This is a genomic window from Pseudomonas sp. PDM26 (assembly GCF_019219185.1).
Classification (GTDB): domain Bacteria; phylum Pseudomonadota; class Gammaproteobacteria; order Pseudomonadales; family Pseudomonadaceae; genus Aquipseudomonas.
This window is the reverse complement of the sequence record NZ_JAHUWC010000001.1, coordinates 446,461-468,845: the sequence shown is the minus strand read 5'-3', so window position 1 is coordinate 468,845 and position 22,385 is coordinate 446,461. Positions and strand designations below refer to the sequence as shown.

General features: G+C 60.5%; 25 protein-coding genes. 15 read left to right on the top strand and 10 right to left on the bottom strand.

All coding sequences use genetic code 11. From position 1 onward, the window contains the following. Positions 1-42: 42 nt before the first annotated feature. On the bottom strand, positions 43-1,833 hold the full coding sequence (locus tag KW849_RS02150; protein WP_218427231.1) for a SulP family inorganic anion transporter: 1,791 nt from the start codon (positions 1,831-1,833) through the stop codon (positions 43-45). Positions 1,834-2,113: 280 nt separating this feature from the next. On the opposite strand from KW849_RS02150, the gene KW849_RS02145 reads away from it, so the two are divergent. The 3 genes from KW849_RS02145 (at position 2,114) to KW849_RS02135 (ending at position 3,787) form a co-directional block, all read left to right on the top strand. Next, a complete protein-coding gene (locus KW849_RS02145) occupies positions 2,114-3,079 on the top strand; it encodes a hypothetical protein (RefSeq protein ID WP_218427229.1) in 966 nt (321 codons plus the stop codon). Between the two features lie 119 nt (positions 3,080-3,198). After that, a complete protein-coding gene (locus KW849_RS02140) occupies positions 3,199-3,516 on the top strand; it encodes a hypothetical protein (RefSeq protein WP_108215182.1) in 318 nt (105 codons plus the stop codon). 10 nt (positions 3,517-3,526) lie between these two features. Then, entirely contained in the window at positions 3,527-3,787 is a 261-nt protein-coding gene (locus KW849_RS02135) for an XRE family transcriptional regulator (RefSeq protein ID WP_218427226.1), read from the top strand. A gap of 52 nt (positions 3,788-3,839) precedes the next feature. Here the strand turns inward: KW849_RS02135 and KW849_RS02130 are convergent, their stop codons facing one another. Further along, on the bottom strand, positions 3,840-4,895 hold the full coding sequence (locus KW849_RS02130; RefSeq protein WP_218427223.1) for an MBL fold metallo-hydrolase: 1,056 nt from the start codon (positions 4,893-4,895) through the stop codon (positions 3,840-3,842). A 214-nt stretch (positions 4,896-5,109) separates the two neighbouring features. Between KW849_RS02130 and KW849_RS02125 the strand changes: the two genes are divergently transcribed. Next, positions 5,110-5,721, top strand: a complete 612-nt coding sequence (locus tag KW849_RS02125) for a TetR/AcrR family transcriptional regulator (RefSeq protein WP_108215179.1) — start codon at positions 5,110-5,112, stop codon at positions 5,719-5,721. Between the two features lie 124 nt (positions 5,722-5,845). Further along, positions 5,846-6,376, top strand: coding sequence for a DUF1003 domain-containing protein (locus tag KW849_RS02120; RefSeq protein ID WP_218427221.1), 531 nt, complete (start codon positions 5,846-5,848; stop codon positions 6,374-6,376). A 6-nt stretch (positions 6,377-6,382) separates the two neighbouring features. On the opposite strand, the gene KW849_RS02115 is transcribed toward KW849_RS02120, so the two are convergent. Further along, the gene (locus tag KW849_RS02115; RefSeq protein ID WP_218427219.1) at positions 6,383-7,324 is read right to left on the bottom strand and encodes a LysR family transcriptional regulator; all 942 of its coding nucleotides are present in this window, start codon (positions 7,322-7,324) and stop codon (positions 6,383-6,385) included. Positions 7,325-7,339: 15 nt separating this feature from the next. Here KW849_RS02115 and KW849_RS02110 point away from each other — a divergent pair, with 15 nt between their 5' ends. Then, entirely contained in the window at positions 7,340-8,047 is a 708-nt protein-coding gene (locus KW849_RS02110; protein WP_218427217.1) for a CTP synthase, read from the top strand. Then, the gene (locus KW849_RS02105; protein WP_218427215.1) at positions 8,044-8,367 is read left to right on the top strand and encodes an antibiotic biosynthesis monooxygenase; all 324 of its coding nucleotides are present in this window, start codon (positions 8,044-8,046) and stop codon (positions 8,365-8,367) included. The genes KW849_RS02110 and KW849_RS02105 overlap by 4 nt, the downstream gene beginning before the upstream one ends. A 142-nt stretch (positions 8,368-8,509) precedes the next feature. On the opposite strand, the gene KW849_RS02100 is transcribed toward KW849_RS02105, so the two are convergent. Beyond that, positions 8,510-8,836 carry a DUF2025 family protein gene (locus KW849_RS02100; protein WP_218427213.1) on the bottom strand — a complete coding sequence of 109 codons (327 nt, stop codon included), beginning with the start codon at positions 8,834-8,836 and terminating at the stop codon, positions 8,510-8,512. A 210-nt stretch (positions 8,837-9,046) separates the two neighbouring features. Between KW849_RS02100 and KW849_RS02095 the strand changes: the two genes are divergently transcribed. Together KW849_RS02095 and KW849_RS02090 are read left to right on the top strand one after the other, a co-directional pair. Next, positions 9,047-10,171, top strand: coding sequence for a glycerophosphodiester phosphodiesterase (locus tag KW849_RS02095; protein WP_218427211.1), 1,125 nt, complete (start codon positions 9,047-9,049; stop codon positions 10,169-10,171). A gap of 206 nt (positions 10,172-10,377) precedes the next feature. Beyond that, positions 10,378-10,683, top strand: a complete 306-nt coding sequence (locus KW849_RS02090; RefSeq protein ID WP_218427209.1) for a PepSY domain-containing protein — start codon at positions 10,378-10,380, stop codon at positions 10,681-10,683. 60 nt (positions 10,684-10,743) lie between these two features. Here KW849_RS02090 and KW849_RS02085 read toward each other — a convergent pair whose 3' ends face one another. After that, a complete protein-coding gene (locus KW849_RS02085; protein ID WP_218427207.1) occupies positions 10,744-12,369 on the bottom strand; it encodes a methyl-accepting chemotaxis protein in 1,626 nt (541 codons plus the stop codon). A 272-nt stretch (positions 12,370-12,641) separates the two neighbouring features. Between KW849_RS02085 and KW849_RS02080 the strand changes: the two genes are divergently transcribed. From KW849_RS02080 to KW849_RS02065, 4 genes are all read left to right on the top strand, one after another. After that, the gene (locus KW849_RS02080; protein ID WP_218427205.1) at positions 12,642-13,664 is read left to right on the top strand and encodes a transporter; all 1,023 of its coding nucleotides are present in this window, start codon (positions 12,642-12,644) and stop codon (positions 13,662-13,664) included. A gap of 285 nt (positions 13,665-13,949) precedes the next feature. After that, on the top strand, positions 13,950-15,563 hold the full coding sequence (locus KW849_RS02075) for an inorganic phosphate transporter (RefSeq protein WP_218427203.1): 1,614 nt from the start codon (positions 13,950-13,952) through the stop codon (positions 15,561-15,563). 217 nt (positions 15,564-15,780) lie between these two features. Beyond that, a complete protein-coding gene (locus tag KW849_RS02070) occupies positions 15,781-16,647 on the top strand; it encodes a hypothetical protein (protein ID WP_218427201.1) in 867 nt (288 codons plus the stop codon). Then, on the top strand, positions 16,644-17,366 hold the full coding sequence (locus tag KW849_RS02065) for a TylF/MycF/NovP-related O-methyltransferase (protein WP_218427199.1): 723 nt from the start codon (positions 16,644-16,646) through the stop codon (positions 17,364-17,366). Before KW849_RS02070 ends, KW849_RS02065 begins: the two co-directional genes overlap by 4 nt. 160 nt (positions 17,367-17,526) lie before the next feature. Here the strand turns inward: KW849_RS02065 and KW849_RS02060 are convergent, their stop codons facing one another. Then, positions 17,527-17,961 (bottom strand): multidrug/biocide efflux PACE transporter, encoded by a 435-nt coding sequence (locus KW849_RS02060; RefSeq protein WP_218427197.1) that lies wholly within the window; start codon positions 17,959-17,961, stop codon positions 17,527-17,529. Between the two features lie 90 nt (positions 17,962-18,051). On the opposite strand from KW849_RS02060, the gene KW849_RS02055 reads away from it, so the two are divergent. Beyond that, positions 18,052-18,906: a LysR family transcriptional regulator gene (locus KW849_RS02055; RefSeq protein WP_218427195.1), complete on the top strand. Its 855-nt coding sequence runs from the start codon at positions 18,052-18,054 to the stop codon at positions 18,904-18,906. A 120-nt stretch (positions 18,907-19,026) separates the two neighbouring features. On the opposite strand, the gene KW849_RS02050 is transcribed toward KW849_RS02055, so the two are convergent. The 3 genes from KW849_RS02050 to KW849_RS02040 all read right to left on the bottom strand — a co-directional run bounded on the left by KW849_RS02050 (position 19,027) and on the right by KW849_RS02040 (position 21,099). Next, on the bottom strand, positions 19,027-20,262 hold the full coding sequence (locus tag KW849_RS02050; protein WP_218427193.1) for an RNA polymerase sigma factor: 1,236 nt from the start codon (positions 20,260-20,262) through the stop codon (positions 19,027-19,029). Continuing rightward, positions 20,263-20,607, bottom strand: coding sequence for a YciI family protein (locus KW849_RS02045; protein WP_046042284.1), 345 nt, complete (start codon positions 20,605-20,607; stop codon positions 20,263-20,265). Between the two features lie 66 nt (positions 20,608-20,673). Then, the gene (locus tag KW849_RS02040; protein WP_218427190.1) at positions 20,674-21,099 is read right to left on the bottom strand and encodes a nuclear transport factor 2 family protein; all 426 of its coding nucleotides are present in this window, start codon (positions 21,097-21,099) and stop codon (positions 20,674-20,676) included. A gap of 141 nt (positions 21,100-21,240) precedes the next feature. Here KW849_RS02040 and KW849_RS02035 point away from each other — a divergent pair, with 141 nt between their 5' ends. Then, a complete protein-coding gene (locus tag KW849_RS02035) occupies positions 21,241-21,726 on the top strand; it encodes an N-acetyltransferase (RefSeq protein ID WP_108215470.1) in 486 nt (161 codons plus the stop codon). A gap of 136 nt (positions 21,727-21,862) precedes the next feature. Here KW849_RS02035 and KW849_RS02030 read toward each other — a convergent pair whose 3' ends face one another. Continuing rightward, positions 21,863-22,351, bottom strand: coding sequence for a GNAT family N-acetyltransferase (locus KW849_RS02030; RefSeq protein ID WP_218427188.1), 489 nt, complete (start codon positions 22,349-22,351; stop codon positions 21,863-21,865). Positions 22,352-22,385 lie beyond the last annotated feature (34 nt).

The following is a 22,385-nucleotide window of genomic DNA, read 5'->3' as shown; positions in this document are numbered from 1 at the left end:
TTCGCTCCTTGATATGAAGTCTCTATTTCGATCTCGCGGGTTTCACGCCAATCCTTTCCCTTCATCTTCCCGCTCCCTGTAATCCACCTGATAGTTCGCCATATAGCTGTCCACGGCCGTCCCGAGCGTAGGAAAAAACGCCGTCTCCCCCAATCTTGCAAACAACCCGAACCGCTTCAGCTTGTCCTTGACCGGGTCTTTCATCTCCGCAATGCACAACTCAATACCCGCCGCATGCAACGTGTCATCAAGCTCGGCGAGCATGTCGGCGGAGGTCACGTCGACGCTGGTGACGGGGCCTGCGGCGACCACCAGCCTGAGCACGGGTGTGGGTGATGCCGCGACGGCGTCCAGAACTCGGTCGCTGAACAGTTCGGCGTTGGCGAAGAACAAGGGCGCATCCCAGCGAAACAGGACCAGGCCAGGTATCAGCCGCGCATCGGGGTAGCGTTTGATGTCGTGGTAGCCTTTGACTCCGTCGGCGCTGCCCAACACCGCGGAGTACGGGCGCCAGCCATCCCAGAGGAATTCAATGACGGCAATCACGATGGCCAGACCGATGCCCTCGATCGCGCCGAACGCGGCCACGCCGACCGTACAGACAATCGATAGCCCGCATTCCCAGCGCTGGATGCGATAGATCCGGCGCAGGTCGGTGATCTCGATCAAGCCAATGGCCGAGGCGATCACCACCGCCGCCAGTGCGCTGGACGGTAAGTGCTGCAACAGGTCCGGCGCCACCAGCAGCAGCAAGGCAACCGTCAGTGCGCCGACGACGCCGGTCATCTGGGTTTTGGCACCGGCAGCCTCGGCCACGGGGGTACGCGACGAACTGCTGCTGATCGGGAAACCCTGAAAAAATCCGGCCGCCAGGTTGGCGATACCGAGGCCCACCATTTCCTGGTTCGGGTTGACGTAGGTTCGGGTCCGCGCCGCGTAGACACGAGACAGCACGCTGGTGTCGGCGAACGAGACGAGTGCGACGGCGCACCCGCCGATCAACACCGGGACGATGTCGGCGCTGGTGATCCAGGGGATGGCGAACCCGGGCAGGCCTTGGGGGAGCGAACCGAGGACCTTCACGCCGGCGCGTGTCGCAAGGTCGAGTACTCCCACCGCGACTGTCGCGCCAACCACCGCGATCAGGATGCCCGGCAACCGCGGCCACCTTTTGAGCAGCAGGATCACCGCCAGGGTGAGCCCGCCCACCAAGAAGGTGGTCCAGTTGACCTTTCCCTCCATCACCGCTGAAGTGATGGACCATAAGTCTCTCAATGGACCGTTGGACTCAATCGAAAAACCGAACAGCTTGGGCAACTGGCTGATCAATACGGTCAGTGCGATGCCGTTCATGTAGCCGTAGCGAATCGGTTTGGACAGCAGCTCGGTGATAAAACCCAGGCGCGCCATACCGGCCAGGATACACACCGCTCCCGAGACGATCGCCATCATTCCCGCCAGAGCGACGGCACGCTGCGGGTCGCCGCCGGAGAGTGGAAGGATGACGGCAAGGATGACGGTCACCAGGGAGGAATCCGGCCCCATCACCAGAATGCGGCTGGGGCCGAACAAGGCATAAAACAGCAGCGGAACGATGGTCGCGTAGAGGCCATAGATGCCGGGCACGCCCGAGGCCACTGCATAGGCGATACCGACGGGCACCAGCATCGTGGTCAGCACCAGGCCGGCCACGATGTCGTAACGCAACCATGCCGATTGGTACTCGCGCAGCATGCCCAGCCCCGGCAGCCAGCGGCGCCAACCGCTCTGTTCATCCCGGCGGGCTATCCGGCCCGGCTCCGAAACGGGCGGCGAAGCATCTGAATGGCTCATTAACCGCCCTCGTTGATGTAACGCTGTTCATTTAAAAATTCTGTCTGTAGGAGCGAGCTTGCTCCGGGCGGCGTTCCGACGATGGACTCAAGAGCGCCGCGTTTAATCAGTAAACACGCAGCATCGTTAACGACCATCGCGAGCAAGCTCGCTCCTACAGTCAGCATTCCCTCGTTGATGGACTGTGCAGACTCGGCGATATCGAAGTGATCTCAGTGTAGCTATTGCTTCGAATGCGCCATCACTGGAAGCTGGTCACCTAAAGGACCTGGAAGCCGACATGAAATTCGACCTCGCCTACTGCCTCAGCCTCAACGACAAGTTGTCGATCTACGACGTTCGGGACCTGAATTTCGACGAGACGATGGAGTTCGACTCCGCCAGGGAACACTTCCAGTGCCCCAACGATGCCTGTCGCCTGGCGTTCGATACGGCCAATGAGCTGGGCACGTTCAACGCGAAGAATGTGAATTACGTGCGCACGCCGCACTTCAAGAACTTGCCAAGTACGCGGCATGTCGAAGGTTGCCCTTATGTCAGCTTGAAGACGCCGGCGTCGGGTGCGGATGAGGTGGAAACGGATGACAGTCGCGAGGAACATTTCCCGTCGGAATTGTTACTGACTCAGCGAGAGTATGTGCGTAAGCCGTCCATCCCGGTGGTGATTGCGGATGGGGCTCGAGATGAGCCGATGGCACCTAAGGTGACCAGCAACGTCGAGCAGCCAAGCAAGGAATCGGCCCCGGACAAGACCAGCGTTTTCGCCCATCCGGTGGAGTGTTTCGTGTCGAACTTCGACGACAAGGATTTGCTCAAGCGCGTGCCGCTGAAGATTGGCGAGCACACCGCGCCTTACGCGTCGTTTTTCAAGAAGATCGAATACCTGCAGGACAACAAGGGGCTGATTTACTGGGGCAAGGTCAAGGAGATCAAGGACTACACCCAGAGCTTTCGCATCGACTTCGAGAAGAAGGTCTGGTTCGAGAAGAAGCCGTACTCGGTCAATGTCTACCTGAGCAAGAAACTGATCGACAGCTACCGCAAGCGCAAGGCGTTCCTGGAGGAGATCAAGCACGCCATCGAGAGCGGGCGGGAGTTGTACTGCTTCTTTTATGGGGTGACGCCTGAGCTGAAACAGGTGCCGAGCAAGAAAAACCCCGAGCAGACGTTCGGGGTGTTCAGCGCCAACATCGAGAATCTGGATCACTTTATCGTGCGGGAAGCGCCGGGGTTGGCGGGCAAATAAGCACAGCGCCGTTCGTCTGCCTGAAAAGAAAAATCAAAAAATGCGTTTGATCCGGGCTCAAAACAACTGTACAAAAACACAGTATATTTTGACCAACACTCTCGAGCCCGGAGAACACCATGGCCTCTCAAGCGATGAAAATCACCCTGGAACGTATCGCCCTCTTCCAATTCACCCCGGCCCACTGCGCCCAGGCCCGAGCGATGCTGGGCTGGAGTGTGCAAGAGCTGTCGCGGGAGTCCAGCGTCTCGGTGGAGGCCATTCAACGTTTCGAGGCGCGACAGGAGGTGCGGGATGTCACGCGCCTGGCGTTGGCCTATCGGCTTGAAGCCGAAGGGTTGGTGTTCTTCCCGGGGTTTGCGCCGGGTCGGGGGATGAATGTGAAGGGGTCGACGCCGAATCCGGTTGGGCGGGCAGATTTTGCGATGGTGGAGTGAGGGTCAACAGATGAATGAAATCGACGATGGCGATAGCTGCGTTTATCAGGCACTGGGCACTCCCGATGCTGGTGATATGCGAGCCAAATCTGAATGCGTTATGAAGATTAGCCTTCTGCTGGAAAGCGGCCGGCTGAGTAAGACGGATGCTGCGCAGAAGCTCGGATTATCTGTCGAAGAACTAAACGAAATACTTCGAGGGAAGTTTCGCGACCTGAGCGTGGCAAAGATCTCGGGGTTCCTTGAGCAGTTAAAGAACGAGCGTGGCTAACTGATTCAGTTGAGCTCCCAAGCCGGTCTGAAGACCGGCCGGGATCACAACTTCACGCGTTCTGCACCACCCGCTCACTCTCCCCTTCCACCGCCAGCCACCACGCCCCACCACGCTGCGGATGCATCAAGTTGAACGCCTCGCCCATCTGCGGTGTGGTGATCGACACGTTGCGTTCCCAGGCCAGGGCCAGGATGCGGTCGAAGGGTTCGTACCAGGCGTGCATCGACAGGTCGAACGTGCCGTTGTGGATGGGCAGTAGCCAGCGGCCCTTGAGGTCGAGGTGGGCTTGCAGGGTTTGTTCGGGTTGCATGTGCACGTGCGGCCAGTCGACGTTGTAGGCACCGGTTTCCATCAGGGTCAGGTCGAATGGGCCGTACTGTTCGCCGATACGTTTGAAGCCGTCGAAGTAGCCGCTGTCACCGCTGAAGAAGATACGTGTGTCGCCATCGATCATCACCCACGAGGCCCAGAGGGTGCTGTTGCTGTCGAACAGGCCACGGCCGGAAAAGTGCTGCGATGGGGTGGCGATGAACTGGATGCCATCGACTTCCGTGCCTTGCCACCAATCCAGTTGGCGGACTTTGCTGGCGTCGATGCCCCATTTGATCAGGGTGTCGCCTACGCCCAGCGGGGTAAGGAAGTGCTTGGTCTTGTCCGCGAGTTTGAGCACGGCCGCATGATCCAGGTGGTCGTAGTGGTCGTGGGACAGGATCACCGCTTCGATCGGTGGCAATTCTTCCAGGCTGATCGGTGGCTGGTGAAAACGCTTGGGGCCGGCCCATTGCACGGGCGAGGCGCGCTCGGCGAAGACCGGGTCGGTGATCCAGAACTTGTCGCGCAACTTGAGCAGCACCGTGGAGTGGCCCAGGCGATAGACGCTGTGGTTGGGTGCTGCGATCAGCGCGGCTTGAGTCAGGGCTTGCACCGGGACGGGCGCGCTTGGGCGGGTGTTTTGCGGTTTGTGGAACAGCGCGTTCCACAGGATGCCCATGGTTTTGCCAAAGCTTAAACGTTGCACCGGCGTGAAGTTTTGATACTGCCCTTGAGCCTGTCGGGACGCTTCAGGTGTGGAGGCGTTGTCCGCCGGGAAGGTTGAATTGGCCATGACTGAATGACTCCAGAAAAACCGCGCATGACGCGATTTCCGCTTTGGGACGATAAATGGCCAAGGCACGCACGCATCAGCCGGACTTTCTATTTTTGCTGGGCAGGGTTAACAAAACATTACACTGCACAGTGTAGTTTCTAGGTTGCATCAAAGTCGATGACAAGTAAACTGCTGAGTGTAATTCCTCCCTTCTTCCTGCCGAAGCGTACTTATGACAGCTCCACAGCGCCTCACTGACCGAAAACGCCAGGCGATCATTCAAGCCGCGATCAACGAATTCCGTGACAACGGTTTCGAGATCACCAGCATGGACAAGATTGCTGCCACTGCCGGCGTGTCGAAGCGCACGGTGTACAACCACTTCCCCAGCAAGGAAGAATTGTTCGCCGAGATCCTCAATCAGCTATGGATCCGGGTGACGGCGGAACAGGAAACGGCCTACCGTTCCGATCTGCCGCTGCGCGATCAACTCCGCGTGTTGCTGATGGCCAAGCTGCAAATGTTGGGCGATGACAATTTTCTCGACCTGGCGCGGGTGGCAATCGCGGCGACGATTCACTCCCCGGAGCGAGCACAGGACATGGTGGCCCGAATGGGTGAACGCGAAGAGGGGCTGACGGTGTGGATTCGGGCGGCTCAAGCGGATGGCCGATTGAAGGTCGTGGCTCCCGAATTCGCCGCTCAACAGGTCCATGGCCTGCTCAAGTCCTTTGCATTCTGGCCACAGATTTCCATGGGGCAACCCGGCTTGTCAGCCGAAGAACAGCACCGGGTGGCCGAGTCCGCGCTGGATATGTTTCTGGCCTGCTATCAGGTGCAATAAATGACAATGTCGACGGCGCCGTCGAACCTTAGATGGCTCTGAGTTGAACGGCGCATGTGTTTCAGAATGAAACCGGCGCTGAGGCTATAGTGAGCCTCAGTCCCAGCGCCATACAGAGAGCATCATGACCACCAACCACGAAACCGCCGCCCACGTCGATCACCTGCGTTTCCATCGTCCTCATGCCCACCTCGCGCCGACCTTTGGCAATGACAAGTTTGCCCTGCGCGCCGAAGCCTTTGCGCGGTTCTTCGGTACACCGACTTTTCTCGGCGCACAAACGCTGATCGTGGTCATCTGGGTGTGCCTTAACCTGTCCGGGTTCACCCACTTCGATGCGTACCCGTTCATCCTGCTCAACCTGGCATTCAGCCTGCAATCGGCCTATGCCGCGCCATTGATTCTGTTGGCCCAGACGCGTCAGGCCGCGCGGGACAAAGCCAAATCCGATGCCGATGCGCAGCACCGCGAAGCACTGGCGACCGCCAACAGTGAGCGACAGGCAGAGGCCGCGAAAAACTCCGCGCAACTGCTGGAGCTGCTTGAGCAGAACACTCGCCTCACGGAGATGACCAAGGCTCTCACCGAGCGCATCGATAGCCTGACCACGGAAATGCATCAGCACCTGGTGCGCAAGGATGAGCCAAGAACCTGAACGGTTTCACGGCAGTTTCAGCGCCCGCCCCAACTCATCGAACAAGGTGACCACCGAGCGCAAGGCGCGGCAGTCGGGACGGGTCAGCAGCCACAGTGCGGTGTCGTATCCGTGCAACGGTTCGCTCAGCGGCTGTAATCCATCGCCGATCAAAAAGTCCGGCAGTGCCGCTATACCCAGCCCCACCCTGACCAGTTCGGTCACCGACAGCATGCTGTTGCAGCGATAGCCCGGCGTTACGCCCGGCAAGGCTTGGCGACGCCAGATAACGGTCGGGTGATCGGGCAGGAAGTCATCCGGGGCGATCCAGGTCAATGCGGCCAGGTCGGTGGTGTTGACCGATCGCAGGTATCGCTCGCTGGCGCACACCCGGTAGGCAATGTCCGCCAGCCGCCGTCCTACCAGATGCTCCGGAGGCGTGCGGGTCAGGCGCAGGGCGATATCGGCATCCCGACGGCTGAGGTTGGCAAAATCATTGGACGTGCTGAGTTCGAGGGTCAGCGCCGGATAGTTCGGCATGAACTGCGCCAGCGCCGGCAACAGCAAACCTTGCAGGACCGAATCGGTACAGGTCAGGCGCACGATGCCGCTGATCACTTCACCGCCCTGCTCCACACCGATGCGCGCCGCCTCCAGCGCCTGCTCGGCGCGCTCGGCCTGTTCAGCCAGCGACTGCGCCAGGGTGGTGGGCAGGTAACCGGCGCGGCTTTTTTCGAACAGTTGCTGACCCAGTGCAGCCTCCAGCCGGCGCACCGCTCGAAACACCGTCGAGACATCCACCTTCAGCAGTTGCGCAGCCCGGGCCAGAGAGCCGCCGCGTACCAGCGCGAGAATCAGGCTCAGGTCCGGGTAATCCAGTCGATAGTGCGTCGCTGCATTGATCACTTGGGAAAACGCCAATATTGAGTGCGTGAACGCCAATCTATAGTGGGCACCAGCAATCAACAAGTGCAGAGGCCCCGCATGGAAAACCGCTCGATTCGCATCGCCCTGATCGGCGACTACGACCCACACGTTACCGCCCACCAGGCCATTCCCGTGGCCCTCGAAAAGGTCGCCGAACGCACGGGCCTTAACCTGCAATGGCAATGGCTGGCCACCGATGAAATCCACGCCGAGACACCGCTGCACACATTCGACGGTTTCTGGTGTGTGCCGGCCACCCCTTACCGGAGCATGGACGGTGCGTTGCTCGCGATTCGCTTTGCCCGCGAACAACGGCGACCTTTCCTCGGCACCTGCGGTGGTTTTCAACATGCGGTGCTGGAATATGCGCGCAACGTACTGGGCTGGTCGGATGCCGAACACGGCGAGACAAATCCCGATGCCGCGCGAGCACTGCTGACGCCGCTGTCGTGCGCGCTGATGGAAGCGGTTGATACCATTCATTTACATGAGGGCTCGTTGATTGCCCAGGCGTACGAAAACGCCGAGATTCGTGAAGGCTATCGCTGTCGTTATGGTGTGAATCCGCAGTTCGAAGGGGAGCTGCTCAAGCACGAACTTCACGCCGTCGGCCACGATTCGGAACACGGACTGCGCGCGGTCGAACTCAGCGGTCATCCGTTTTTTGTCGCGACCCTGTTCCAGCCCGAGCGGGCGGCGCTCAAGGGTGTCTTGCCACCGTTGGTTGGCGCTTTTGTCGCAGCCTGTGCGGGGCGCTCGTCATGATCGCCGATACGCCAGCTGGGTCTTACTACGCGGTGATCTTCACCTCACTGCGCACCGGGGGTGACCAAGGTTACGCCGACGCGGCTGCACGGATGCTGGAACTGGTCCGTGAACAGCCAGGGTTTCTTGGTGTGGAGTCGGCGCGGGGTGAGGATGGGCTTGGGATTACGGTGTCGTACTGGGCCAGTGAAGCGGCGATTCTGGCGTGGAAGCATCATCCGGAGCACAGTGCGATTCGCGAGCGTGGGCGCTCGACCTGGTATGCGCGGTGTCATACGCGGGTATGCCGGGTTGAGCGGGCCTACGGGTTCAGTCTGTAAATGATGCGGTGTTCTTGAGGCCGTCTTCGCGGGCAAGCCCGCTCCTACAGTGTTTTGTGTCGGGTACATGACTTGCGTACACCCACACACCCTGTGGGAGGGGGCTTGCCCGCGAAGAGGCCAGAACAGTCAGTACAAAAACTCAACCCCGAACCAGACTGCGAACCCCCGAAATCTCCGGCACGTCCCGCCGGTTCATGTACACCCGCAACGGCTCGGTGATGTTGATCCGGTCATCGATGTTCTGGTCCAGCAGCAACTGAATCAATTCGCGCTTGAGCGTCATGGTTTGCCCGGGACCAGTGGCCCAGACGAACTCACTGGTCGGGATAATGCCGTCATCCGCCACGTCCATGCCGAACGAGTCTTCGCTGAAACGCACGATGTAGTGGCCGGTCTTGCGGTTGAGGCCGACGAAGCCTTTGAGTTGGTCGGCAGCCTGGCAGATGAGCTGGGAAGTGATGCGCATGGTAAACCCCGCAATGGTGATCGTTGGTTGGCACGCAGGGCCTGCGTTTCCCTCTGCCGGGGAAATTGCAGGGCCCCAGCGTACTGCAACCGGGCGCACAAAAGCGCTGACGAACATCAGCTTTGGAGAGGTTTTTGTCGGTCTCGCGATAGCGCCTGCAATGATCAGTTGTTAAAAGGGACGCACCCTCATCGCGAAAGGATCTCGACCATGCCCGCAACCTTTACCAAAAGCGCCCTGTTACTGAGCCTGCTGCTTAGCCTCGGCCACGCACAGGCCGCCAGCGAACCGGGTCCCAAGGCACTGGCGACCCGCTTGGGCATTCCGCATCCAGCGGTGATCGCCCACCGTGGTGCGTCGTTCGATGCGCCGGAATCCACCGCCGCTGCCTACAAGACGGCCCGCGACCTGGGCGCCGACTACCTGGAACTGGATCTGCAACGCAGCAAGGATGGCGTGCTGTTTGCCCTGCACGACAACAATCTGCAACGCACCACCGACGTTGCCAGCAAATTCCCCGAGCGCAAGGACAGCCCCGCCAATGCGTTCACCATGGCCGAACTGAAAACCCTGGATGCGGGCAGTTGGTTCAATGCCGCGTACCCGGATCGCGCACGTCCCGCCTTCGCGGGCCTGAAGATTCTGACCCTCGATGAAATCATCGACATCGCCGAGGGCAACTCCCTGCACAAGCCCGGCCTGTACATCGAGACCAAGGAGCCCAAGCAGTTTCCCGGCATCGAACACGACCTCAAGGAAAAACTTCAGGACCGTGGCTGGCTGAGCCCGACCGGTTCGAAACTGGCGAAAAGCGAACTGGGGGTCGGCCAGGGCAAAGGCAAGGTGGTCCTGCAGACCTTCGAGAAGAGCAGCCTCGAACTGCTGCAAAAGGAAATGCCGAAGGTGCCGAAGATCCTGCTGTTGTGGGTCGGTGAAGGCAGTATCGAGCCCAAGTCCAAGGTGACATTTGCCGAGTCCGGCGCCAAGGACAAGGCCACGTACTACGCCGCACAGGAACCGAAGGACAAAGCCGAATTCCAGCGTTGGGTCGACTACGCCAAGGCCCAGGGCGCCATCGGCACCGGCCCGTCCGCCGCACTGACCCAGGGTGGCGACCAGAGTTATTCCGACTTGGTGCAACCGTGGATGAACCAGTACACCCACGATCAGGGCCTGCTGGTGCACGTGTACACCATCGACGATGTGGTGGATTACCAGAAAGTCATGGAAGCCGGGGTTGACGGTATTTTCACCAACCGCGCCAGCGAGTTGTTGAAGTTCTATAAACGCCCGGCGGCGAGCGTCGATCAAGTGTTGAAGAACAACGGCTATTGACGCGCTATTACACAAAACTTGTAGGAGCGAGCTTGCTCGCGAAAGGGCCATCAGCTTCGACATCAACGTTGACTGACACTCCGCCTCGCGGGCAAGCCACGCTCCCACAGGGATTGATGCAGGACATGCAGAGGGTTTTAAGGGTGGATTAAGTTACACACACTAACCTGATCTCACTTGAACGGATCACCCAAGGAAAGAAGCCCATGAAGACCCTGACTGCTTTGTTGACCGCTGCAACCCTGACCTTTGCCGCGGGCCTGGCCCAGGCCGATGTACGGGTCGATGAGATCCCGCAACTGGTCAAGGACGGCAAGATCAAGTCGCTGGAAGATCTGAACAAGATCGCGCTGGATCTGCACCCGGGCGCAACGATCACCAAAACCGAACTGGACAACTACTTCAACGGTTACGAGTACGAAGTCGAACTGCGCGATACCAAGAACGTCGAGTGGGATGTGGACATCGATGCCTCCAACGGCAAGGTCCTGAAGAACAAACAGGACACCTGATCCCGAAACGCACAAAAGCCGCACGATTGAGAAGTCGTGCGGCTTTTGTGCATTCTGGATTCAAGCGCTCAGGCGCGCCGTCACCTCGTTCAACTGCCCCGACAAACCGTGCAGGTTGTTGCTGGCCGCTTCAGTGCGCTGCACGTTGTCCAGGTTGGTGCTGGCGATGCTGGTGATCTCGGTGAGGTTGCGCGAGATGTCTTCGGCCACTGAGGTCTGCTCTTCGGCGGCAGTGGCGATCTGGCGGTTCATGTCGCGGATGGCTTCCACGGCCAGGGTGATGCGTTCGAGCATGGCGCCGGCCTCAGTCACTTGCTGCACGCTTTGTTCGCTGCGCGACTGACCGCTTTCAATCGCCTGGGCCGCTTCGATTGCACCGGTCTGCACGGTCTGGATGATCTGGTTGATCTCGATGATCGACGCCGCCGTGCGCTGGGCCAGGCTGCGCACTTCATCGGCCACCACCGCGAATCCGCGTCCGGCCTCACCGGCGCGGGCCGCTTCGATGGCCGCGTTGAGCGCCAGCAGGTTGGTCTGTTCGGCGATGCCGCGAATCACCTCCAGAACCTTGCCGATGCGCCCGCTGTCGGTTTCCAGTTGGCGGATGACCGTAGCGGTGTTGGCGATTTCGCCGCGCATCTGAGTGATGGTATGGATGGTGCCTTGCATGACTTTTTCGCCCTGCTGGGCGGACTGGTCGGCATCGTCGGCGGCCCGCGCCGCTTCGGCGGCATGACGGGCCACTTCCTGTGCGGTAGCGGACATTTCGTTCATCGCCGTGGCCACCTGATCGGTGCGGTTGAACTGTTCGTTGGTACCGCCGGCCATCACGGTGGCGATCGAGTTCAACTCACCGCTGGCGCTATCCAGGTCCGACGCACTGCGCTGCAAACGGCTGAAAGTTTCGGCGAGGAAATCGCGCAGGGTGTTGGCGGCCATCGCCAGTTTGCCCAACTCGTCCTGACGGTTGCTGGCCACGCGCTCGGCAATACGCCCCCGGCTGAGCTGCGCCACGTATTCGATCAGTTTGCGGATCGGCTCGACCAGATTACGGTTGACCAGCCACAGGCTCAGCAGGCCGATCAGCAAACTCGAAACCAGCATTACCATGATCCCCAGCATCACCGTGCGATCGGCAGCGGCGCTGATCAGCGTCGATTGTTCGGCGCCCTGCTTGCGCAACTCGCTGACCAGTTCACCCATCTGATCGCTGGCCGCGCGGTCCACGCCCTTGACTGCCGCGTCGCCCACCGTCGGGTCACCACCGGCGGCCACGAACGCGTCCCGGCCCTTCTGATAGCCCGCGCCCAACTGGCGATGTTCGTCACGCAAGCGCTCGATGCGGCTCTTGAGTTGCGGCTCGATGCCCTTCTGCGCGGCCAGCTCGCCGAGGATGTTTTGCACATCGCGCTGACGGTCTTCGAATTGCCCCCAGTACTTGCTCAGGTCCGCCGGTTGCTTGCCGCGCAACAGGACGTTTTTCCACTCCTGCACCTGCACCTTGAATTGCAGGTTGGCTTCATCGATCAATTGCGAGGTATGCAGCGGGCCCTCGATCAGATTGGCGTAGCTCTGCACACCGCTGGACAGCAAGTGAAAGCACGCCAGGGCGATCAACAGCATCGCCAGCAGGCTGCCGCTCAGCAGGGCGAGAATTTGTGCTCTCAGGGACTTTTGCAAAAGCATTGGAGGGTACTCATGACTGGAATGAGGCACGCCCCGTTAAGGCGTGAAAGGTGTCCGGACTTCCCTGTCTGCGATCACGGCCGAGGCCTACGGCGCGCAATTCAACCCAAGCGTGATCGGCAAGCCAGAGCGGTTCTTGAGAAAATCCCGACCGCCGGTAGTGGAAACGTTTGCGTTATTTTTCCGTCACAAGAACGTCATCCTGCCTTGCGATGATGCCGCTCAAGTGAACCTGCGAAACCTGCGACAGGCGTCTCCCCTTGCGAGCCCTCATGAACCACAGCATCGATCACAGTCATCGCGACACGGATCTGTTCGGCCTGCTTTACGGTTTCAGCTTTCGCCCCGGTGAGGCTGGTCGGGAAATCAATTCCGCCGAGGCCTTGCAGTACCTGCAACAACCGCAAAGCGACGAGCAATTTCTCTGGCTGCACCTGAACCTGGCCCACGCCGCGTGCGAACGCTGGATGAAAAGCCATCTGGAGTTGCCCGAGGAATTTTTCGAAGCGTTGCACGAAGGCTCGCGCTCGACGCGCATCGAACATGTCGATTCGGCGTTGCTGGCGGTGGTCAACGACGTGGTGTTCAACCTCAGCAACATGGTCTCGTCGGACGTCTCGACGCTGTGGGTGTGCGCCCGCAGCCGGCTGATCATCAGCGCCCGCCTGCAACCGCTGCACTCGGTGGACAAACTGCGCTCGTCGGTGAAGGCCCGGGAGTGCTTTCGCTCCCCTCTGGAGTTGCTGGTGCATTTGCTGCGCGACCAGGGTGAAGTGCTGACCCAGATCGTGCGCAGGACCAGCCAGAGCGTGGATCAGATCGAAGATGAGTTGCTCTCTTCGCGGCTGTCGACCAACCGCGCTGAACTGGGCGCCAATCGCCGGGTGCTGGTGCGTTTGCAACGGCTGCTGGCGCTGGAGCCAGGCTCCTTGCTGCGCCTGCTCAACCGGCCACCGCAATGGCTGCAAAAGGAAGACGTGAAGGAGCTGCGCAAATCCACCGAGGAGTTTGCGCTGATCATCAACGACCTCACGGCACTGGGTGAGCGGATCAAGCTGTTGCAGGAAGAGATCGCCGCCAACATCAACGAACAGACCAACCGCACGCTGTTCACCCTGACGGTGGTAACGGTGCTGGCGCTGCCGATCAACATCATCGCCGGCTTCTTCGGCATGAACGTCGGCGGCATTCCGCTGGCCGGTGATCCGCAGGGTTTCTGGATCCTCGTGGCGCTGGTCGCGACCTTTACCGTGATCGCCGGGCGCTGGGCATTTCGCAAGCAGCAGGATTATTGACCCCCGTCCTAACCTGACACACTGAACAACTGTGGCGAGGGAGCTTGCTCCCGCTCGGGTGCGAAGCAGCCGTAAATCTGATGACTGCGGTGATTGGTTTTGGGGTCGCTTCGCAACCCAGCGGGAGCAAGCTCCCTCGCCACAGGGTTTTGCATGGCATCAGGCAATGTGTGGAAACTCAGATCCGCGGCCTGCAATAACCCCAAACCCTGACCCAGAGCAGTCTCCCTGTAACAATTAGCAACGATTATCACTGATACACCTCCCTCCTCAGGAATGTCCGTGATGGCTACGCCCTCCTTCACCGCCGCCCCGGCACCCGCCAGTAGCGCCATACCGCAATTCGACAAAAAACCCGGCCTGATCACCATCGTGGTGTTTTTTGCCGTGCTGGCCATCGGCTTGTTGTTTACCGCCTATAGCCTGATGCACGACATGAACGAACTCGGCACGGTGGTGACCACCTGGACACCGTTCCTGCTGCTCGGCGTGGCGCTGCTGATTGCCCTGGGCTTTGAGTTCGTCAACGGCTTCCATGACACCGCCAACGCGGTGGCCACGGTGATTTACACCCACTCGCTGCCGCCGAACGTGGCGGTGGTCTGGTCCGGATTTTTCAATTTCCTCGGGGTGCTGCTGTCCAGCGGCGCGGTGGCGTTCGGCATCATCGCCCTGCTGCCGGTCGAGCTGATCCTGCAAGTCGGTTCGTCGGCCGGCTTCGCGATGATCTTCGCCCTGCTGATCGCCGCCATCTTGTGGAACCTCGGCACCTGGTGGCTGGGCCTGCCGGCGTCGTCATCGCACACCCTGATCGGTTCGATCATCGGGGTCGGCGTGGCCAACGCCCTGATGCACGGCCGCGACGGCACCAGCGGCGTGGACTGGGCCCAGGCCACCAAGATCGGTTACGCACTGCTGCTCTCGCCACTGGTCGGCTTCGGCTGCGCCGCGCTGCTGTTGCTGGCGCTGCGCGCGTTCGTCAAGAATCGTGCGCTGTACAAAGAGCCAAAGGGCGAGACCCCGCCGCCATGGTGGATTCGCGGCCTGTTGATCGTGACCTGCACGGGTGTGTCGTTTGCCCACGGTTCCAACGACGGTCAGAAAGGCATGGGCCTGATCATGCTGATTCTGGTGGGTACGCTGCCAATGGCATATGCACTGAACCGCACCATGCCGGCCGATCAAGCCTTGCAGTTCGCTGCGGTCGCCGAAGTGACCCAGCAAGCGCTGGTCAAGGCGGCACCGCAACCGGCCCCCGCCGACCCACGCGCGGTGCTGTCCGAATACATGCGCAGCAAGGAAGCGAGCCCGCAACTGGTGCCGGCGCTGGCTGCGCTGACCGGCAGCATCGGTGCCCAGGTCAAGGGTTATGGCTCGCTCTCGAAAGTCCCGGCCGAGGCCGTGGGCAACGTGCGTAACGACATGTATTTGAGCAGCGAAACCATTCGCCTGATGGACAAGAACAAAGTCGGCAATTTCGACACCGACACCAGCGGCAAGCTGCAACTGTTCAAGCAACAGATCGACAACTCCACGCGCTTCATTCCGTTGTGGGTGAAAATCGCCGTGGCCATCGCCCTGGGCCTGGGGACCATGGTCGGCTGGAAGCGCATCGTGGTGACCGTCGGCCAGAAAATCGGCAAGACCCACCTGACCTACGCCCAAGGCGCCTCGGCAGAAACTGTGGCGATGCTGACCATCGGCGCCGCCGACATGTTCGGCGTGCCGGTGTCGACCACTCACGTGCTGTCATCGGGGGTGGCCGGGACCATGGTCGCCAACGGCGGCGGCCTGCAGATGAAGACCATCCGCAACTTGCTGATGGCCTGGGTGCTGACCTTGCCGGCGGCGATCCTGCTGTCGGGTAGCCTGTACTGGTTGTTCACCCAACTGTTCTGAATGTGGGGGCAAGCCCGCTCCCACAGGTAAAAAGCCCTGAGTCGCAGCCAAACATCCCGGCGGGTTTTCCCGTCGGGTTTTTTTCGTCCAGCGGCACGGCATTTGCTCGCATGCTCAAAGGCTTGCGCTTTATTGACGCACCACAGCTCCGACAGCCCTCCAGTTTGTCAGCGTGGTGCCGACTCATAAGAGACTCGATGTATTCAGGAGAGGAACCGTGAATCTGTACATCAATCAGCTGCAGCAGAAAGCTGACTTCAAAGAAGCCATTTATGCGGGCGATATTTTCCTGAACACGCAGTTGCGCGCGGCCAAAGACCTTTGTGCTTTCGCGCAGGAAAGCATCACCGCCGCCTTCGATGGCGAGACCAATCACCAGGCGCTGCACACGCTGATGCCGGTGGAAGAGTTCGTGGTGCTGGTGACTCGCCTCAAGGGCCAGTTCACCAACAGCCTGCGGGCCAAGGAACTGATCCGCAGCTTCACCGAAGAAATCGGTGCCGCTCCCGAAGAGTTCATTTTCGACGTGCCGCGCATCCGTGTCGTGCCCAACTACGACTACCTGCACGCCGGCGTCAGCTACGCCTACAAGCCCCATCGCGATACCTGGTACGGCGGTGTCGACTGCCAGATCAATACCTGGATGCCGGTCTACACGATCCAGCCTGACCAGACCATGATGATCAACCCGGCCTACTTCGACGCCCCGGTGAAAAACACCTCGGCGCAGTGGAGCCTGTCCGACTGGATCGACGTGCAACGCCAGCGCGCCAAGGACAACGTCAAGGAAGAGGCGCGCCAACACCCGGTGCCCACCGTAGCGATCAACAGCGCCTCTGAACTGCGCATCGCCGGCAACACCGCCGAGATGCTGGTGTTCTCGGGTTCGCACCTGCACGGCACCGTGCCCAATTACACGCAACACACCCGCTTCAGCGTGGACTTTCGCCTGATGCACCTCGACGACCTCAAGCATCGGCGCGGTGCGATTAACGTCGACAGCGCCTGCCCGGATGTCGGCGCCGGCTTCAAAGACTACTTCCACGTCCACGACTTTTCGAATTTCCGAGGAATCCCGCAATGACCAAGCGTCGCATCACGCCCGCCGAGGCCCAGTACAACGAAACCCGTACCAATGTCCTGAAACGGGTCGATGCCGAATATGTGGCCGACGCGCCGTTCGTCTTCGCCAACCGCATCGGCGTGACGGCTGCATTGTCGCGCATGGAGCTGTTCAAGAAAGTCGCCGAAGTACCCGGCGCGATCATTGAGTGCGGCGTGTACAAGGGCAACTCGCTGATGCTCTACATGCACTTGTCGATGATTCTCGAGCCGTACGCGATCAACCGCTCGATCGTGGGCTTCGACACCTTCGAAGGCTTCCAGAGCATCGACAAGAAAGAAGACCCGGCCGACGTCAACGAGACCATGTTCGCCGACACCGACCAATCGTTGATCCAGGACATGATCGACGCCAACGACCTGTTGCGCCCGGTCAACCGGATTCCGCGCTGCGAGCTGGTCAAGGGCGATATCGTCCAGACCGTGCCGGAATGGGTCAAGACCCGCCCGGACCTGGTCGTGGCCATGCTGATCCTCGACACCGACCTGTACGAGTCGACCAAAGTCGCGCTGCAAACCTTTCTGCCGTACATGCCCAAAGGCGCGATCGTGGTGCTCGACGAAGTCGCCTACCGCAACTTCCCGGGCGAAACCAAGGCCCTGCGTGAAGTGCTCGACCTGAACAAGATCGAACTCAAGCGCCTGCCGTTCGATTCGTGCGTGGGTTACTTCCACGTCTGATCCGAAGACCTGGAAACTGGTACAAAACCTGTAGGAGCGAGCTTGCTCGCGATAGCGGTCTGACATTCAGCATTGATATTGACTGTCACGCCGCCATCGCGAGCAAGCTCGCTCCTACAAGGGCCGGCGTCAGACCCACCCCCTCGCCACAAAACACGACTCAGCAAACCTCACGGGTCACCAGCATCCGCTCGCGAACCACGTCATACATCCAGTGGTAGACGTAGGTGTACGGCAGGAAGAACAGCAACACACCGATATCCAGCACGAACGCTTGCCACAGGCTGACATTCAGCCACCAGGCGATCAATGGCACGCCGAGGGCGACCAGACCGCCTTCGAACAACAGCGCATGCACCACGCGGACCCAGGCATTGTGTGCGATGGCCAGGCGCTTGAGCACCCGATCGAACATACCGTTGAAGACCACGTTCCAGGCCAGGGCCAGTGCAGCCATGGCGATGGTCACAGCGCCCATGTCCAGCATTGGTTTGTTCATGATCCAGGCCAGCAACGGGGTACAGATCAGGATGGCCAGCAGTTCGAAACCGATGGCTTGAAAAATACGTTCAGTAATGGACTTGTTGGCGCTCATGGCCGAACTCCCTTGGGTGACTGTGGTTGCCATGATCTGTCATCACACCGATACTTCATAACCAATAACCATCGATCAAGGCGATAGTTCATGGCCTCTCACGAAGTGTTGCTGGCGTTTGTCGAAGCGGCGACCCAAGGCTCGTTTTCCGCCGCGGCACGCAAGCTGGGCCGCAGTCAGTCGACCATCAGCGCCGCAGTGGCCAGCCTGGAAATCGACCTGAATCTGACGCTGTTCGACCGCAGCAGCCGCAAGCCCGGACTAACCCCGGCCGGGCACGTCATGCTGCAACGGGCCGAAGACATCCTGGCCGCCACCAGTCGCCTGGAAATGACCGCCAGCCAACTGTCCCAAGGGGTGGAAGCGAAGCTGACGGTGGCGCTGTCCGATACCTATCAGTCGGACCGCTTCGAAGCCGCCCTCAGCGCCTTCGAGCAGCGCTACCCGGACCTGGAGCTCGAATGCCTGATCGCCGAATGCGATGACCTGGTGTCCCTGGTGCAAAGCGGCCGGGCGCAGATTGCCTTCGCAGAAATGCAGGACAGCTACCCGCCGGACCTGGTCAGCTCGACGGTGGACGAGCGCACAGAGATCGCCTTGTTCGTGTCCCCGGCACACCCGTTGGCAACGCTGGACCAAGTCGACCGGGACGTACTGCAGCAACACCGCGAGCTGCGCCTGGCCACCATCATCAATCCCTATGAAAGCCGGGCAAAAGGCCGCGTCTGGTCGGCACCGAGTTATCTGATGCTGCTGGAAATGGCCCAGGGCGGATTCGGCTGGGCACCGTTGCCCCGCTGGCTGGTCGAGCGCTTCGGACCTGGTACGTTGCAGGAACTGGTGGTGCGCGGGTGGCCGAAAACGGTGTCGGTGGATGCGTTGTGGTCGCGGCTCAATCCGCCGGGGCCGGCGGGGAGCTGGTTGCTGGGCAAGATGCTGGAATAGCGGCGCGGCCATTCGCGGGCAAGCCCGCTTCTACAGGTCATTGTGTCGGTCACAAAATTTGTGTGTGCCACCTATCACTGTAGGAGCGGGCTTGCCCGCGAAGAGGCCAGTGAGATCACATTATTCCAACGCCCTGAGCCGCTCTTCGATAAACCGCCGCTCCGGCTCTTGCCGGGTCAACGCCAGCGCCCGTTCCCACGCCGCCCGCGCCTCTTGCACCCGGCCCAGTTGCCGACAGAATTCCGCCCGCGCCGAATGCGCCAGGTGGTAGTCGAGCAGCTCTCCCCGCTCCAGAATGGCGTCAACCAGCGTCAGCCCCGCCAGCGGTCCATCCCGTTTCGAAATCGCCGCCGCTCGATTCAACTCGATCACCGGCGACGGCACCGCCCGCAGCAGCACGTCATACAGGCCGACAATCTGTGGCCAATCGGTTTCCCCCGCCGTCGGGGCTTCGGCGTGCACCGCCGCGATGGCCGCTTGCAGGCAATAGGGTCCGAATCGTCCCATGGTCAGCGCCCGTTCGATCAGTGTGCAGCCTTCGCGGATCAAACCGGCGTCCCACAGCGAACGGTCCTGCGCGTCCAGCACAATCAGCTCGCCGCTCGCCGAGGTCCTGGCCGGGCGTCGCGACTCGTGCAACAGCATCAGCGCCAGCAAGCCCATGACTTCCGGCTCCGGCAGCAGCTCCACCAGCAACCGGCCAAGACGAATCGCTTCGCGGGTCAAATCCTCGCGGATCAGTTCGGCTCCGATGGACGCCGAATAACCCTCGTTGAACACCAGATAAATCACCCGCAATACGCTGTCCAGACGCTCAGGCAACTCAGCCAGCGTCGGCACTTGATAAGGGATTTTCGCATCACGGATCTTCGCCTTGGCGCGCACGATGCGCTGGGCGATGGTGGCCGGGGCCGAGAGAAAGGCCCGGGCAATTTCTTCGGTGGTCAGGTCGCAGACTTCCCGTAGCGTCAGCGGCACTTGCGCGTCCGCCGCCAGGGCCGGGTGGCAGCAGGTGAAGATCAGCCGCAGGCGATCGTCTTCCACGTCTTCATCACTCCAGTCGGCCTCTTCCAGCGCCTCCAGTTGCGCGACCAGCAAGGGCTGCGACGCGGCAAAACGCGCGCGCCGACGCAAGGCATCGATGACCTTGAAACGCCCGGTGGACACCAGCCAGGCCCGCGGATTGTCCGGCACGCCGTCACGCTGCCAGCGTTCGACCGCGACGAAAAACGCCTCGTGCAAGGCCTCTTCGGCGAGGTCGAAGTCCCCCAGCAAGCGAATCAGGGTCGCGAGAATCCGCCGCGAGTCTTCGCGATAGACCCGCTCGACCTGCGCCTGAACCGGCAGCCCTGGCATCTAAGGATTCAACTGCCGAACGGGGCGCACTTCGACACTGCCAACCCGGGCCGCCGGAATGTTGCCCGCGACCTGAATGGCTTCGTTGAGGTCCCTAGCGTCGATCAGGTAGAAGCCGGCCAATTGCTCCTTGGTTTCGGCGAACGGGCCGTCGGTGATCGACATCTTGCCGTTGCGCATGCGTACCGTGGTGGCGGTCTGCACCGATTCCAGCGCCTCGGCGGCGACCATCCGGCCACTGCCCTGGATCGACTCGGCATAGGCCATGCACTCTTCGTCCTTCGGGCTTTCCGGTAGCGAATGCAGCAGGTGCTCGTCGCTGTAGACCAGGCATAAATACTTCATCACGCTCTCCTTATCGAACGATCAACTATGGTCGCTGATTGGCATTCTGGCTCGGCTTCCCGACGATCAGGGTTTGAGATCGAACAGCGTCGCGCCGCTGGTCATGTCGAACGGCGCCGACCAATGCTCGTGGACGATCTGCCACAGCCCGGCTTCTTGCCGATAGCAGGCGGTGACGCGCATCCAGCAGGACTGGGTTTCGCCCTTGTCGTTGGTGCCACCGCAATGGGCAAGCCAGTGAGCGAAGGCGATTTCCTGGGACGGTTCGATGGTGACTTCATGGAACTCGAAGATGTGCGGGCCAGGGCACATTTTCATGCATTCCTGCCAATGTGCGCGGTATGCCTCCTTGCCCTTGAATTGCAGGGCCTTGACCGCGTCGAAGGAGACGATGTCGTCGGCATACAGGGTCATGACCTTATCCACGTCCTTGGCCATGACGGCCTGGCGATAGCTCTCGATCAGGTTATGGATTTGGGTGTGTGAGTTCATGATGATTCTCCGTGGATTTTATTGTGAAGACACCCTTAGTCGTCTGACGATCCGGCGAATCGACAGGTGAAATAAAAATAATTCAAACGGCCGGAATCGCTAGAATCCGAGACTCTATTCATGTTGGACAAGGACACACCCGTGACAGCCCGACTCGTACCTTATGAAAGCCTGAATACGCAGCAGCGCCAACAGGTCGAGGCCATCGAAGTGCATCCGCAGCAAATCAGGTTTTCCGGTGATATCCACGGTGCCTTGCACACCTTGTTGTCCAAGCCCGGCCCGGGAGTCAAAGGATTTGCCCTGCTGGCCGAAGATATTCCCGTGGCCTTCCTGCTGCTCAAGCGCCCACCGGTATTGCCGGCCTGGGCCGATGAGCACAGCGCCACCCTGCATGCCCTGCAAGTCGATCAACGCGCCCAGGGCAAAGGCTACGGCAAGGCCTGCCTGCAAGCGCTGCCCGAAGCGGCGCGCCTGGCCTGGCCGGAAATCCGGGGGCTGGAGCTGTCGGTGGATGCCGACAACGAGGCTGCCATCGCCCTGTACGCCAGGTTTGGCTTTGTCGACAGCGGCGAGGCGTACAAGGGGCGGATCGGTTATGAGCGGCGGATGGGATTGGTGTTTTGAGCAACGGAGCCACAAACACCACAAAACAACTGTAGGAGCGAGCCTGCTCGCGATAGCGGACCGTCAGTCGACATCTCTGTTGAATGTTGTACCGCAATCGCGAGCAGGCTCGCTCCTACAGGGGAACTACGTCGGATCAGAGTTCGAGCACCATCTCATGCCACGCCATGCCGCCATGGTCCGAGGCCGACGGCTTGACGTAGGCAAAACCGAACGCGGCATACAACGGAATGTGCCGCTCCTTGCACATCAGGTTGATGCTGGCCTTGCCCATCGCGCGCATGCGCTCGATGAACTCGCCCATCAGGCGCTTGGCCAAGCCCTGCCCCTGATAATCCGGGTGCACCACCACCGACATGATCACCACGTGCGGCCCGGCCGGGTCGTGGCCGATCAGTTCCTTGAACGCCTCGTCCGACATTTCCACCTGGAACGCCGCACCGGAGTTGATGAAACCGGCGACTATCCCGTCCACTTCAGCAACGATAAAACCCTCGGGCCAGGTGGCGATGCGGGTGGCGATCTTCTCGCGGGTCGCGGCTTCGTCACCTTCATAGGCAAGGGTTTCGATGGCAAAGCAGCGATCCAGGTCAGCAGGCGTGACGTGGCGGATGACGGTGTTCATGGCAGCTCGGAGTCGGCGTAGGAAAGGCTGGGGA

Coding starts and splice junctions, on each gene's coding strand:
- KW849_RS02100 (WP_218427213.1), bottom strand. CDS start 8,836: ATGCGCATCACTTCCCAGCTCATCTGCCAGGCTGCCGACCAACTCAAA.
- KW849_RS02030 (WP_218427188.1), bottom strand. CDS start 22,351: ATGAACACCGTCATCCGCCACGTCACGCCTGCTGACCTGGATCGCTGC.
- KW849_RS02075 (WP_218427203.1), top strand. CDS start 13,950: ATGGCTACGCCCTCCTTCACCGCCGCCCCGGCACCCGCCAGTAGCGCC.
- KW849_RS02050 (WP_218427193.1), bottom strand. CDS start 20,262: ATGCCAGGGCTGCCGGTTCAGGCGCAGGTCGAGCGGGTCTATCGCGAA.
- KW849_RS02130 (WP_218427223.1), bottom strand. CDS start 4,895: ATGGCCAATTCAACCTTCCCGGCGGACAACGCCTCCACACCTGAAGCG.
- KW849_RS02040 (WP_218427190.1), bottom strand. CDS start 21,099: ATGAACTCACACACCCAAATCCATAACCTGATCGAGAGCTATCGCCAG.
- KW849_RS02150 (WP_218427231.1), bottom strand. CDS start 1,833: ATGAGCCATTCAGATGCTTCGCCGCCCGTTTCGGAGCCGGGCCGGATA.
- KW849_RS02120 (WP_218427221.1), top strand. CDS start 5,846: ATGACCACCAACCACGAAACCGCCGCCCACGTCGATCACCTGCGTTTC.
- KW849_RS02090 (WP_218427209.1), top strand. CDS start 10,378: ATGAAGACCCTGACTGCTTTGTTGACCGCTGCAACCCTGACCTTTGCC.
- KW849_RS02145 (WP_218427229.1), top strand. CDS start 2,114: ATGAAATTCGACCTCGCCTACTGCCTCAGCCTCAACGACAAGTTGTCG.
- KW849_RS02140 (WP_108215182.1), top strand. CDS start 3,199: ATGGCCTCTCAAGCGATGAAAATCACCCTGGAACGTATCGCCCTCTTC.
- KW849_RS02065 (WP_218427199.1), top strand. CDS start 16,644: ATGACCAAGCGTCGCATCACGCCCGCCGAGGCCCAGTACAACGAAACC.
- KW849_RS02135 (WP_218427226.1), top strand. CDS start 3,527: ATGAATGAAATCGACGATGGCGATAGCTGCGTTTATCAGGCACTGGGC.
- KW849_RS02110 (WP_218427217.1), top strand. CDS start 7,340: ATGGAAAACCGCTCGATTCGCATCGCCCTGATCGGCGACTACGACCCA.
- KW849_RS02055 (WP_218427195.1), top strand. CDS start 18,052: ATGGCCTCTCACGAAGTGTTGCTGGCGTTTGTCGAAGCGGCGACCCAA.
- KW849_RS02125 (WP_108215179.1), top strand. CDS start 5,110: ATGACAGCTCCACAGCGCCTCACTGACCGAAAACGCCAGGCGATCATT.
- KW849_RS02085 (WP_218427207.1), bottom strand. CDS start 12,369: ATGCTTTTGCAAAAGTCCCTGAGAGCACAAATTCTCGCCCTGCTGAGC.
- KW849_RS02045 (WP_046042284.1), bottom strand. CDS start 20,607: ATGAAGTATTTATGCCTGGTCTACAGCGACGAGCACCTGCTGCATTCG.
- KW849_RS02105 (WP_218427215.1), top strand. CDS start 8,044: ATGATCGCCGATACGCCAGCTGGGTCTTACTACGCGGTGATCTTCACC.
- KW849_RS02080 (WP_218427205.1), top strand. CDS start 12,642: ATGAACCACAGCATCGATCACAGTCATCGCGACACGGATCTGTTCGGC.
- KW849_RS02095 (WP_218427211.1), top strand. CDS start 9,047: ATGCCCGCAACCTTTACCAAAAGCGCCCTGTTACTGAGCCTGCTGCTT.
- KW849_RS02060 (WP_218427197.1), bottom strand. CDS start 17,961: ATGAGCGCCAACAAGTCCATTACTGAACGTATTTTTCAAGCCATCGGT.